The sequence below is a fragment of the Streptomyces sp. NTD91 genome (assembly GCF_059510455.1).
Map to the genome: position 1 here is coordinate 35,170 of NZ_JCAJZW010000035.1, position 13,363 is coordinate 48,532.

10 protein-coding genes are annotated in these 13,363 nt (G+C 72.2%); all 10 read left to right on the forward strand.

Translation table 11 applies throughout. The annotated features are described in order from the left end of the window. The first annotated feature begins 39 nt into the window (after positions 1-39). The 10 genes from AC5WRT_RS28685 to AC5WRT_RS28730 all read left to right on the forward strand — a co-directional run bounded on the left by AC5WRT_RS28685 (position 40) and on the right by AC5WRT_RS28730 (position 13,316). Positions 40-1,386: an ABC transporter substrate-binding protein gene (locus AC5WRT_RS28685; RefSeq protein ID WP_496097637.1), complete on the forward strand. Its 1,347-nt coding sequence runs from the start codon at positions 40-42 to the stop codon at positions 1,384-1,386. 3 nt (positions 1,387-1,389) lie between these two features. Continuing rightward, positions 1,390-2,358, forward strand: coding sequence for a carbohydrate ABC transporter permease (locus tag AC5WRT_RS28690; protein ID WP_496097638.1), 969 nt, complete (start codon positions 1,390-1,392; stop codon positions 2,356-2,358). Positions 2,359-2,360: 2 nt separating this feature from the next. Next, a complete protein-coding gene (locus AC5WRT_RS28695) occupies positions 2,361-3,254 on the forward strand; it encodes a carbohydrate ABC transporter permease (RefSeq protein ID WP_496097639.1) in 894 nt (297 codons plus the stop codon). An 88-nt stretch (positions 3,255-3,342) separates the two neighbouring features. Beyond that, positions 3,343-4,608, forward strand: a complete 1,266-nt coding sequence (locus AC5WRT_RS28700; RefSeq protein ID WP_496097640.1) for a family 4 glycosyl hydrolase — start codon at positions 3,343-3,345, stop codon at positions 4,606-4,608. Beyond that, complete coding sequence (locus tag AC5WRT_RS28705; protein ID WP_496097641.1) at positions 4,599-5,570, forward strand: N-acetylglucosamine kinase; 972 nt, start codon at positions 4,599-4,601, stop codon at positions 5,568-5,570. Before AC5WRT_RS28700 ends, AC5WRT_RS28705 begins: the two co-directional genes overlap by 10 nt. A 146-nt stretch (positions 5,571-5,716) precedes the next feature. Beyond that, positions 5,717-7,153: a GlnX family signal transduction membrane protein gene (locus AC5WRT_RS28710; RefSeq protein ID WP_496097642.1), complete on the forward strand. Its 1,437-nt coding sequence runs from the start codon at positions 5,717-5,719 to the stop codon at positions 7,151-7,153. Positions 7,154-7,167: 14 nt separating this feature from the next. Further along, the gene (locus tag AC5WRT_RS28715) at positions 7,168-8,199 is read left to right on the forward strand and encodes a glutamate ABC transporter substrate-binding protein (RefSeq protein WP_496097643.1); all 1,032 of its coding nucleotides are present in this window, start codon (positions 7,168-7,170) and stop codon (positions 8,197-8,199) included. 54 nt (positions 8,200-8,253) lie between these two features. Continuing rightward, entirely contained in the window at positions 8,254-9,528 is a 1,275-nt protein-coding gene (locus tag AC5WRT_RS28720; protein WP_496097644.1) for a hypothetical protein, read from the forward strand. Next, on the forward strand, positions 9,525-11,993 hold the full coding sequence (locus tag AC5WRT_RS28725; protein ID WP_496097645.1) for a serine/threonine-protein kinase: 2,469 nt from the start codon (positions 9,525-9,527) through the stop codon (positions 11,991-11,993). Before AC5WRT_RS28720 ends, AC5WRT_RS28725 begins: the two co-directional genes overlap by 4 nt. Before the next feature lie 3 nt (positions 11,994-11,996). Further along, positions 11,997-13,316 (forward strand): PP2C family protein-serine/threonine phosphatase, encoded by a 1,320-nt coding sequence (locus AC5WRT_RS28730; RefSeq protein ID WP_496097646.1) that lies wholly within the window; start codon positions 11,997-11,999, stop codon positions 13,314-13,316. The last annotated feature ends 47 nt before the right edge of the window (positions 13,317-13,363 follow it).

Sequence of the window (13,363 nt, forward strand, 5' to 3'; positions counted from 1 at the left end):
CGCCCTCGTTCACCCACCCCGCCCCCGGGAGACCTCGCCATGTCCGAAGTCGTACCCTCTGCTGCCCGAAAAGCCGCTTTCGCCCTGACCACTTGCGTCGTTCTCCTGGCCGCCTCCGCCTGCACGGGGCAGTCCGGCTCCGGGGCCACGGACGACCCGTCGAAGGACACGACGATCAACTTCTGGCACGCCTGGAGCGCGCCGAACGAGGTGAAGGCCGTCAAGGCCCTGGTCGCCGGCTTCGAGAAGGCGCACCCCAACATCCACGTGAACATCGTCGGCAACATGACCGACGACAAGATCAACCAGGCGCTGCGGTCCGGCGGTGACAAGGCCCCCGACGTCATCTCCTCCTTCACCACCAACAACGTGGGCAAGTTCTGCTCCTCGGGCGCGCTGGTCGACCTCAACCCGTTCTTCGCGAAGGCGGGAATCGACCCGGAGAAGACGTTCCCGAAGCCGATGAACGAGTACACCCGGTTCGACGGCAACCGCTGCACGGTGCCGCTGCTCGGTGACGCGTACGGGCTCTACTACAACAAGACGGCGTTCCGGAAGGCCGGTATCGCGAATCCGCCGAAGACCTGGTCCGAGTTCGAGGCGGACGCCAAGAAGTTGACCGTCGCGCAGGGGGACGGTTACCGGCAGCTCGGATTCATGCCGGACTACCACGGCTGGGAAACCACCACCGAGCACTACTTCGCGCAGTTCTCGCCGACCTACTTCGACAAGGACGGCAAGTCGAACCTCGCCAAGGACCCCGCGTTCCAGCGCGGCTTCGAACTCCAGAAGCGGCTCGTGGACGAACTCGGCGGATTCCAGAAGCTGGAGAGGTTCCGGGCCACCCTCGGCGACGAGTGGGGTCCCAAGCACCCCTTCCACACCGGTCAGGTCGCCATGCAGCTCGACGGCGAGTGGCGGCTCGGGATGGCCGAGCAGGCGAAGCCGGATTTCGAGATCGGGGTCGCCCCGCTGCCCGTGCCCGACGACCAGGTCGCCCAGTACGGCAAGGGCTACATCACCGGCACCATCGCGGGCATCGCCGCCACCAGCCACAGGCAGAACGCGGCCTGGGAGTTCGTCAAGTACATCACCACCGACACGGACGCAGTGGTCGGATTCGCCAACGACATCCACAACGTGCCCTCCACGCTGGCCGCGCTGAAATCCCCGAAGCTGAAGTACGACCCGCGCTTCAGGACGTTCCTGGACATCGCCGCCGACCCGAACTCCACCACCACTCCCGCCTCCGTCAACGGCGGCCAGTACCTCGTGACGATCCAGCAGTTCGGATACGACTACGAGAGCGGTAAGGTCACCGATCTGAAGGCCGGTCTGAAGAAGACGGCCGCGCAGATCGACACCGACGTCGCGCAGGCGAAGTAGCCGATGAGTACGGTCACTTCGGCAGCAAGGCGCCGCCGGTCGGGCCTCGCGGCGAAGCGCGGAAGAAGAGCACTGCGGACTTTCGCCTTCATGTCGCCCTGGCTCATCGGATTCGCGGTCTTCTTCGCGTATCCGCTGATCTCGACGGTCTATTTCTCCTTCATGCACTACGACGGCTTCAGGCCACCGACGTGGAGCGGCGGCAAGAACTGGGCCTATGTCTTCGAGCACTACCCGCTGTTCTGGCCGGCCCTGCGCAACACCCTGTGGCTGGTCGTGGTGATGGTGGCGCTCCGGGTGGTCTTCGGACTCGGCATCGGCCTGCTCATCACGAAGATCAGGACCGGCACGGGTGTCTTCCGCACCCTGTTCTACCTGCCGTACCTCGCCCCGCCGGTGGCGGCCACCATGGCCTTCGCCTTCCTGCTCAACCCCGGTACGGGACCGGTCAACTCGATCCTGGAGAAGATCGGCGTCCCGGCGCCGGGCTGGTTCAACGACCCCGCCTGGTCCAAGCCGGCGTTGACCCTGCTGGCGCTGTGGGGCATCGGCGACCTCATGGTGATCTTCATGGCCGCGCTGCTGGACGTGCCGGCCGAGCAGTACGAGGCGGCCGAGCTGGACGGCGCCTCGGCCTGGCAGCGGTTCCGGTACGTCACGCTGCCGAACATCTCCCCGATCGTGATGTTCGCCGTCGTCACCGGCGTGATCCAGACCATGCAGTACTACACGCAGCCGCTGATCGCCGGGAAGGTCGCCTCCGGGGTGATCCAGGGCGCGGGCACCCAGTTCGAGCCCGGCTACCCCGACAAGTCCACGCTCACCCTCCCCCAGCTCGTCTACAACCTCGGCTTCCAGCGCTTCGACTACGGCTCGGCCTGTGTGGTGGCCCTGGTCCTCTTCGCCCTGTCGATGGTGTTCACCGGGTTCCTGATGCGGCGCCGGGGCGGTCTCATCCAGGCAGGTGACTGACCATGGCCCAAGTACTGGACACACCCGTGGAGTTGCGGGCGCCGGTCTCGCCCGGCGAGCGCACCGCCCGGCGCCGGGCCCTGCTCGAGTGGGTCGCCGTCCACTCCCTCGGCGTCGCCGCGGCGCTGTTCTTCACCCTCCCCTTCGTGTTCGTCCTCCTGACCTCGCTGATGAGCGACAGCCAGGCGCTGAGCCGCGATCTGATCCCGCACACCTGGGAGTGGGGCAACTACCGGAAGGTCTTCGACACGCCGGGCTTCCTCACCTGGTGGAAGAACACGCTGATCTACGCGGGCCTCGGCACCGTGCTCACGGTGGTCTCGTCGGTCCCGGTGGCGTACGCGCTCGCCAAGTTCCGCTTCCGGGGCCGCAACCTGTCGCTCATGCTGGTGATCTCGATGATGATGCTGCCCCCGCAGGTGGTCATCATCCCGATGTACCTGTTCTGGGCGAAGCAGCTGGACCTCTCCGGCACGCTGTGGCCGCTGATCATCCCGATGGCGTTCGGGGACGCGTTCTCCGTCTTCCTGCTGCGCCAGTTCCTGATGACGATCCCGAACGAGTACCTGGACGCGGCGAAGGTGGACGGCTGCGGGGACCTCAGGACCCTGCTGAAGGTCGTCCTGCCCATGGCCCGGCCGGGCATCGCCGCCGTCGCCCTCTTCCAGTTCTTCTACGCCTGGAACGACTACTTCGGCCCCCAGATCTACGCGTCCGAGAACCCCGGAGCCTGGACCCTGTCCTACGGCCTGGAGTCCTTCAAGGGCGCCCACCACACCGACTGGAACCTCACGATGGCCGCGACCGTGCTGGTCATGGCCCCCGTGATCCTCGTGTTCTTCTTCGCCCAGAGGGCGTTCGTGGAAGGCGTCACGCTCACCGGAGTGAAGGGTTGACCCGCACATGCTGCACCCCCCGGGAGGACGGCCCCGGACCCCGGCCGATGATCGTCGTCACCCGCACTGGGAAGCGAGGCACACCCCCGTGAAACTCACCGTGGTCGGCGGAGGCTCGACCTACACACCCGAACTCATCGACGGCTTCGCACGTCTCAGGGACACCCTGCCCGTCGAGGAACTCGTCCTCGTGGACCCGGCCGCCGAGCGCCTGGAGCTGGTGGGCGGCCTGGCCCGCCGTATTTTCGTCCGGCAGGGGCATCCCGGGCGGATCGTCACCACGGCCGACCTGGACGCGGGCGTGGACGGTGCGGACGCCGTCCTGCTCCAACTGCGCGTCGGCGGACAGGCGGCCCGCGAGCAGGACGAGACCTGGCCGCTGCAGTGCGGCTGCGTCGGCCAGGAGACCACCGGCGCGGGCGGCCTCGCCAAGGCGTTGCGCACGGTCCCGGTGGTCCTCGACATCGCCGAGCGCGTCCGCCGTACCAACCCCCGTGCCTGGATCATCGACTTCACCAACCCGGTCGGCATCGTCACCCGTGCCCTGCTCCGGGCCGGGCACCGCGCGGTCGGTCTGTGCAACGTGGCGATCGGCTTCCAGCGCACGTTCGCCGGCCTGCTAGGTGTCACCCCGGCGGACGTGCATCTGGCGCATGTGGGCCTCAACCACCTGACGTGGGAGACCGGTGTGCGTCTCGGCGGTCCGGAGGGCGAGAACGTCCTGCCGGGCCTGCTCGCCGAGCACGGTGACGCGATCGCCGACGACCTCCACCTGCCGCGCCCCCTCCTGGACCGACTGGGCGTGGTCCCCTCCTACTACCTGCGCTACTACTACGCCCACGACGAGGTCGTGGGGGACCTGCGCACCAGGCCGTCCCGCGCCGCCGAGGTCGCGGCGATGGAACGGGAACTGCTGAAGATGTACGGCGACCCGGCCCTGGACGAGAAGCCGGCGCTGCTCGCCAAGCGGGGCGGGGCCTACTACTCGGAGGCGGCCGTGGACCTGGCGGCGGCGCTGCTGGGCGGGGGCGGCAGCCCGTACCAGGTGGTGAACGCCTGCAACAAGGGCACCCTGCCCTTCCTCCCGGACGACGCGGTGATCGAGGTCCAGGCCGCGGTGGGTCCGTCCGGACCGGTCCCGCTGCCGGTGCCGGACCCGGACCCCCTGTTCGCCGGTCTGATCGCGAACGTGACGGCGTACGAGGACCTGGCCCTGGAGGCGGCGCTGCGCGGCGGCCGCGACCGCGTCTTCCGCGCCCTGCTCGCCCATCCGCTGATCGGCCAGTACGCGTACGCCGAGGCCCTCACCGACCAGCTGATCGCACACAACCGGGAGCACCTCGCGTGGGCCTGACCTCGACCGTGCTCGCGATCGACGCGGGCAACAGCAAGACCGACGTGGCCGTGGTCACCGCCGCCGGGGAGGTGCTGGCCACCGCCCGCGGTGGCGGCTTCCGGCCGCCCGTGGTGGGGGTGGCGGCGGCGCTGGACGCGCTCGCGGAACCGGTCGCGCGGGCCTTCGCGGAGGCCGGTGTCACCGCCGTCTCCCATGTCTCGGCCTGCCTGGCGAACGCCGATCTCCCGGTGGAGGAGGAGCAGTTGGCGACGGCACTCACGGCGCGCGGCTGGGGCACCTCGGTGGCGGTCCGCAACGACACCTTCGCGATCCTGCGGGCCGGCGTCGCCGAACCGCGCGGGGTGGCCGTGGTGTGCGGGGCGGGCATCAACTGCGTCGGCATGCGTCCCGACGGCCGTACCGCCCGCTTCCCGGCCATCGGCCGCATCTCCGGCGACTGGGGCGGGGGCTGGGGCCTGGCGGAGGAGGCGCTGTGGTTCGCGGCCCGCGCGGAGGACGGCCGGGGCGAGCCGACGGCGCTCAGCCGCGCCCTACCGGGGTACTTCGGGCTGCCGACCATGTACGCACTGATCGAAGCGCTGCACCTGGGGAACGTCGGCCACGGCCGCCGACACGAGCTGACCCCGGTGCTGTTCGCGACGGCCGCCGAGGGCGACGCGGTGGCCCGCTCGATCGTGGCCCGGCTCGCGGAGGAGGTGGCGGTGCTGGCCACGGTGGCGCTGACCCGGCTGGACCTGCTCGACGAGGAGACGCCGGTCCTGCTCGGCGGGAGCGTCCTGACGGCCGGGCACACCCTCCTGGACGACGGCGTCCGCGACCTGCTGTCCGCCCGTGCCCCGAAGGCCGACGTCCGCGTGGTCGCGGCGAGTCCGGTCCTCGGCGCCGCTCTGCTGGGCCTGGACCGGCTGGGGGCGGGGGCGCAGGCGCGGGAGCGGGCGCGAGCGCGCTGGGCGGGGTAGCCGGATCCGGCGGAACCGAACAGGTGCACAGGGCGTTTTCAAGGGCAGCGCACACTGCGATCCGATCAAGATCCAGTGAAGGCCGGTGCGGATGCCGGTGCGTGCCGCGATACTGGCGGCGAACGGGTGGCCCTGGGGGAGGTCGAGTGACACACGCGCCGCAGAGCAGTACGGCACCACCGGTGGCGGGTCCCGGCGTGGCCGCCGCCCCCGGCATCCCCGCGCAGCCCGGCCGCCCCCTCCCCGCGGAGCCCCCGGCGCCGTCCGCCCGGCGGACCGCGTTCGCCGAGGGCGTCGACCGGCTGCGGGCGGCGGCGACCACCGAGCCGGGCCGGCTGCGGATCATCGGGGCCGTACTGGCGCTGCTGGTCGTCGCGTTCGGTGCGGTCACCGCCTGGCAGGCCGGTGGGCGGGCGGCCGCCGCCGACGACGTGCTGCACCGCAGCCAGCCGCTCAGTTCCGGTGCGGCCGACATCTACCGGTCGCTGGCCGACGCCAACACGGCCGCCTCGAGCGGCTTCCTGGCCGGCGGCCAGGAGACGGCCGCCTCCCGCGACCGGTACGAGAAGGACATCCGGACCGCCGCCGGGGGGCTCGTCACGGCCGCCGCGAGCGCCGAGCCGGGATCGGCGTCCGAGGCCACCATCGCGAAGCTGAACAGGCTGCTGCCCGAGTACAAGGGGCTCGTCGAGCGGGCGCGGACGTACAACCGGCAGGGGTATCCGGTCGGCGGCGCGTATCTGCGGTACGCCAACGAGAAGATGCAGAAGGAGATGCTCCCTGCCGCGGAGGATCTCTACACCCGGGAGAACCAGCGGCTCGACGCCGACTACGGCGACGCCACGCCGTACCCGTGGCTCGCCATCGCGCTCGGCGTGCTGGCGCTGACCGCGCTCGGCTGGGCCCAGCACCGTACGTACCGGCGCACCAACCGCGTCCTCAACCACGGCCTGGTCGCCGCCTCCGCCGCCACCACGGCCGCCCTGCTGTGGCTGGTCGTCGGGCACGCGGTGGCCCGCTCGGACCTGAACGGCTCCTACGACCACGGCGTCCGCTCGCTGACCGTCCTGCACGACGCCCGGATCGCCTCCCTGAAGGCGCGCGGCAACGAGAACCTGAGCCTGGTGGCGCGCGGCGCCGAGGCCGTCACGGTCGGCGGACAGACGTACGATGCGTACTACTACGACTTCGACAAGGACATGACCGTGCTCGGCAACGGGCTGACCCGGGCGGAGAAGCTCGCCGACGACAAGGGCGGCAGCGCACCGGTGAAGGCGGCCGAGGGCAACATGGCGGTGTGGAAGCAGCGCCACGCCGCGGCCCGCACCGATGACGAGGACGGGAACTACCAGCAGGCGCTGGACAAGGTCATCGGCGCAAAGGGCGCCACGGGTGAGTGCTTCGACAGCGTCGACCGCAACCTCGCCCAGGCGATCGGGCACGAGCAGGACGAGTTCGCGCGCGCCGCGGGCGACGGGCGGGACGCCATGGCCGGGCTGCCGGTGGGCGCGGCCGTGCTCGCGGTGCTCGGCGCGGCCGGCGCGGTGGCCGGGGTCGGCCGCAGGCTTTCGGAGTACCGGTGACAGGGGGCATGACGATGTACGCGGCACGTGTACGGGCCTCCCTGCGGGGCTGGGGCGGGGTCGGCGCGATGGCGGTGCTGTGCGCGCTGGCGCTGGGCTTCGTTCTGCTGCTGCCGTGCACCCAACGGGCCCCGCAGCGGCCGCAGCGGGCCGGGCAGGCCGTCGCCGAGGGGGTGCAGACCCGCGCGAGCGGCTGCAAGGACTCCGAGGCGCAGAAGCAGACGCCGGCGCCGTCCGACGCCGACGGGCCGACGATCGACGCGATCAAGTCCCGTACGGGCGCCAAGCGCAAGCTGATCGTCGGTGTCGACCAGAACAGCTACCACTGGGGCTACCGCAACCCCGATGCTCAGGGCGCGGAGCTGGAGGGCTTCGACATCGACCTGGTGCACCGGATCGCCCAGGACGTCCTCGGCGACCCGGACGCCGTGCAGTTCAAGGCGATCCCGACCAGCCAGCGGATCTCCGCGATCCTGGACGGGCGGGTGGACATGGTGGTGCGGACCATGACGATCACCTGCGACCGGCTGTCCCAGGTGGCGTTCTCCGCGCCCTACTTCAAGACCGGGCAGCAGGTCCTCGCGCCCAAGTCGTCGTCCATCACCGGCTACAACGGCACGCTGGCGCACAAGAGGATCTGCACGGCGGCCGGTTCGACGGCCTACACCAAGCTGACCGCCGACAGGAAGAGCGGCGCGCTGCCCGCCTCCGCCGACATCTCCACCACCGTCCCGAACCAGCTGGACTGCCTGGTCCGGCTGCAACTGGGCGAGGTGGACGCGGTGGTGACCGACGGCGCGCTCGCCGCCAGCCAGGCCGCGCAGGACCCGACGGTCGAACTCAAGGGCGGGGCGTTCACCACCGAGTACTACGGCGTGGCGATGAAGAAGGACGCCTTGGATCTGGTACGCCGGGTCAATCGCATTCTGGTGGGCTACCGCGCGAACGGCTGGCAGGCGTCGTACGACAAGTGGCTGTCGGCGACACTGGGTGAGGACTCGTCGGCGTCCAAGCCGCCCGCGCCGCAGTACCTGCGGACGGGCTGAGCCGCATCCGCCCCGGAAAGACCAACGGAACAGACAAGCAGCGAGAGGTGATCGATGGGCGTCACGGACCCCGCCGGGCCGGTGATGGACCGGGACGAGGTGGACCGTGCGCTGGCGCGGCTCGGCCAGGAGCACGAGGCGATCGAGACCTCGCTGCTGGCGTTGCAGGACCACGCGGGCCGCAGACTCCTCGAGGGCGCCGAACTGACCGGGGTCACCAAGGAACGCTGGCAGGCCACGGAGGCCCGGATCACCCTGCTGTGGGGGTACTTCGACGCCTACGCCGCCGCGCTGCGCGCGGCCCGGGAGATCCGCGCCCGGCGCCGCTGGTCCAGCCGCGAGGACCTGGCGGAGCTGACCGAGCTGCTGCGCGGCGAGTCCGTCACCGTGGCCGGGAACGGCACGCTCAGCGAGTCGTTCACCCTGTCCGGCCTGGTCGACCGGATGAACGAGCTGTATGCGACGAGCCTCGACCTGGTCGTCGCCGCCGACGCGGTGTGGTCGGCGCTGCCCGCGCGGATCGATTTACTCGCCGCGGAGCTGCAGCGCACCCGCAAGCTCGCGCACTCCGTCGGCGTGCGCCCCGGCGAGCATCCGGCCGGTGACGACCTGGAGCGGATCACCCGCACGCTGACCAGGCTCAGGGAGGACGTCGTCTCGGACCCGCTCGCCTTCTGGGTGCCGGCCGAGGGCAGTGCGGCGCCCGGCGGCGGCCGTCCGGACACCACGGTGTACGACCGTGAGGCGCGCGCCCTGGAGGACGTGCGCCGGGAGATCGACGCCGTCCTGCAGGTCCGGCAGGACGCGGAGGCGCGGCTGATCCGGCTGCGGGACGTGCTCTCGCGCGCCGACCGCACCCTCGCCGAGGCCCGCACCGCACGCGGCGAGGTGCTGGCGAAGATCGCGGCGACCGAGGTGCCGGTGGTGAGCGGCCCGCCGACCGTGCTCCAGGAGCAGCTGGCGACGGCGGCCGAGTACCGCAGGCAGGGCCGGTGGCACCGCCTCTCCCCGCTGCTGGAGTCCCTGGAGCAGCGGGCGGAGGACGAACTGCTGCGCGCCCGCGAGTCGTTGACTGCGGTCACCGCGCCGCTCGCGGTCCGCGCCGAGCTGCGCGGCCGGCTCGACGCCTACCGGGCGAAGGTGGCCCGGCACGGGCTGGCGGAGGACCCGATGCTGATCGAGCGGTACGACGCGGCCCGGCGGATGCTGTGGAGCGCGCCCTGCGACCTGCGGGTGGCCGAACAGGCCGTGCTGCGCTACCAGAAGGCGGCGGCCGAGCTGCTCGGCGGCGCGGGCGCGCCGGAGGACCGTGGGGGGGACCAGTCATGAGCCGGCCGGGACGGAGCTGCCAGCGGCCGGGCTGCGAGGGGTCGTACGAGGACGTCGGCGGCGGCGAGCTGTACTGCGACACCTGCGGCCTGGCACCCGTCGTGTCGGCCGGGGGTTCCCCCGCCGGGGGCGGCATGGTCGGCTCGGCGCCCACCGGGGTGGCCAAGGGCGCGGTGGACAGCGGTGGTTCACGTTCGTCGTCCCAGTCGTCGAAGTCGCGCCGCTCGGTGTCCGGGCGGCTCTCGCGGTCCCTGTCCGGCCGGTCCAGCGGGCGCTCGGTGTCGGTGCGCAGCTCGGGCTCGTCGTCGGGGGCGTCCACGCGCGGGCGACTGGGCGCCGGCCTGGTGCACGTGCCGCAGGTGCCGCGGCCGGACCCGCGCTCGATGGTGCTGGACAATCCGGAGGTGCCGGAGCGGAAGCGGTTCTGCTCGCGTTCGGACTGCGGGGCGCCGGTGGGGCGGTCGCGGGGTGACCGTCCGGGCCGTACGGAGGGTTTCTGCACCAAGTGCGGGCACCCGTACTCCTTCGTGCCGAAGCTGAAGGCCGGGGACGTGGTGCACGGCCAGTACGAGGTCGTGGGCTGCCTGGCGCACGGCGGGCTCGGCTGGATCTATCTCGCCGTGGACCGGGCCGTCTCCGACCGGTGGGTGGTGCTCAAGGGCCTGCTGGACACCGGCGACCAGGACGCGATGGCCGCCGCGATCTCCGAGCGGCGCTTCCTCGCGGAGATCGAGCACGCCAACATCGTGCGGATCTACAACTTCGTGGAGCACCTGGACCAGCGCACCGGCTCCCTCGACGGCTACATCGTCATGGAGTACGTCGGCGGCAAGTCCCTGAAGGAGATCGCCAACGAGCGCCGGGCACCGGACGGCAGGCGCGATCCGCTGCCGGTGGAGCAGGCGTGCGCGTACGGTATCGAGGCCCTGGAGGCGCTGGGCCACCTGCACAGCCGCAACCTGCTGTACTGCGACTTCAAGGTCGACAACGCCATCCAGACCGAGGACCAGCTCAAGCTCATCGACATGGGCGCCGTGCGCCGCATGGACGACGACGAGTCGGCGATCTACGGCACGGTCGGCTACCAGGCGCCGGAGGTCGCCGAGGCCGGCCCTTCGGTGGCGAGCGACCTGTACACGGTGGGCCGCACGCTCGCGGTGCTCACCTTCGACTTCCAGGGCTACACGAACGTCTACGTCGACTCCCTGCCCGACCCGGACACCATCGACGTCCTCCGCCGCTACGAGTCCTTCTACCGGCTGCTGGTGCGCGCCACCGACCCCGACCCGGCCCGCCGGTTCGCCTCCGCGCAGGAGATGGCCGAGCAGCTGACGGGCGTGCTGCGCGAGGTGGTCGCGCTGCAGACCGGACAGCCCCGACCCGCCCTGTCGACCCTGTTCGGGCCCGAAGTGAAGGTCACGGACCGGGAGTTGTTCCCCCGGCTGGACGGGGACGTGTCCCGGCTGGGGGCGCGGGCGGTGCGCAGGCCCGCGCCTGCTGTCCCCGCGCTGCCGCCGCCCGCGCTGGTGAGGCCCGTCGACACGCCCGCCACCGCGCTCGCCCTGCCGGTCCCGCTGGTCGACCCGAACGACCCCAACGCCGGTTTCCTGGCAGGCCTGATGACCTCCGCGCCGGGCGAGCTGATCAGCGCGCTGGACGCGGCGCCCACCCGGACCGTGGAGACCCGGCTGCGGCAGGTCCGCGCCCGGCTGGAGAGCGGCGACCACCAGCCCGCCCTGACGAGCCTGGCCGAGCTGGAGGAGGAACGGCCCGACGACTGGCGGGTGGTGTGGTATCGGGGCGTCGCCGCGCTGGTCACCGGCGACTTCGAGGGTGCCGCGCTCGCCTTCGACGCGGTCTACGACGCCTTCCCGGGCGAGGCCGCACCCAAGCTGGCACTCGGCCTGTGCGCGGAGGTGCTGGGCCAGCTGGACAACGCCGCCGAGTACTACCACCTGGTGTGGGCGACCGACCCCGGCTATGTGAGCGCCGCTTTCGGGCTCGCCCGGGTGCAGCTCGCGGCCGGGAACCGGCACGGTGCCGTGCGGACCCTGGAGTCGGTGCCGGAGTCCTCCATCCACTACACGGCCGCCCGGGTCGCCGCCGTCCGGGCGCGGCTCAGACAGCGCACGGCGACCGCCGGTGACGTACCGTTCCTCGACGACCTGACGGCCGCCGCCCGTCAGGTCGAGGCGCTGGACGCGTACGGCCTGGACCCTGCGCGGCGCGAGCAGTTGTCGGTGGAAGTGCTCGGTTCGGCGCTGGACTGGATACTCTCCGGGGGCCAGGGCACCCCGCCCGCGACCGGCGGACGGGTGCTGCTGGGCAGCGGTCTGGACGAGCGCGGACTGCGCTTCGGCCTGGAGCGCGCCTACCGCATGCTGGCCCGGCTGGCGCCCGGCGGCCAGGAGAGGATCGAACTGGTGGAACGGGCGAACCGTTACCGCCCCCGGACGTGGGTGTAGTCGATGTCGCAGATGCCCCAGCAGGCCGCACTGCCGAAGTGCCCGAGCTGCGCGGAGCCCGTGGAGCCGGGCGACCTCTTCTGCGGAGCGTGCGGACACGACCTCTCCGTCGTGCCCGAGCCGCCGCCGGACCAGCCGACGCTCACCATGACCGGCCCCACCGGCGGGCCGGACGGCATGGACTGGCCCGCCCCGGAGCCGGACGGCTCGGGCGGCCCGCCGGCGGTGCACCTCCCGGCCGACCTGCCCGGCACCGACTCCGGTGGCAGGCCGCTGCCCGAGCACGAGCCGGAATCGCAGCCGGCCGGTTCCGGGGTGCGTTTCGACCGGCCCGCGGAGCCCGACGAGTACCCGTTGCAGGCGCCGGACCCGCGCGTGGCCGAGCCCGCGGCCGGCGCGGAGGAGCCCGCGCAGACGTGCGTGGCGTGCCGGGCGGGCCGGGTGGACAGCGACGGCTACTGCGAGAACTGCGGACACGCCCAGCCGCGGGAACGCGACCACATGGAGCGGGAGTCGGGGCCGGTGGCCGCCGTCAGCGACCGGGGGCTGCGCCACCACCGCAACGAGGACGCCTTCACCGTCGGTCACACCGCGCTGCCCGACGGCACCACGGCCGCCCTCGCCGTCGTCTGCGACGGCGTGTCCTCCGCGACCCGCCCCGACGACGCGTCGGCGGCCGCCTCCCGGGCCGCCGGTGACGCCCTGCTGGCCGCCCTGCCGCGCGGCACGCATCCGCAGACCGCCCTGCACGAGGCGATCGTCGCCGCCGCCCAGGCCGTCAACGCGCTCGCCGAGGAACCCGCGACGGCCCGCGAGCACGCCCCGCACCAGAACGCGCCGGCCTGCACGATCGTCGGCGCGGTGGTCACCTCGGGGCTGCTGGTCGTCGGCTGGGTCGGCGACAGCCGGGTCTACTGGGTGCCGGACGACCGGGGCGCGCCCCCGGCCCGGCTGACCGAGGACGACTCCTGGGCCGCGCAGATGGTCGCCGCGGGGCTGATGAGCGAGGCCGAGGCGTACGCCGACGAACGCGCGCACGCGATCACCGGCTGGCTCGGCGCGGACGCCTACGAACTGGAGCCGCACACCGCGTCCTTCAAGCCGGACCGCTCCGGTGCGGTGGTGGTGTGCACCGACGGCCTGTGGAACTACGCCGAGACGGCCGAGGAGATGGCCGAGGTGGTGCCGCCGGACGCGGCCCGGCGCCCGCTGCACAGCGCCCGTGTGCTGGTCGGCCACGCCCTGGACGGCGGGGGCCACGACAACGTAACAGTGGCGGTCCTGCCGTTCCCGGCGCCGCCGCAGGGGGCAGGATCGGCCTGAGACGCGGGCCGGTGGGGACCGGCCCGTTCACAGCGGTCGCCCTGCGT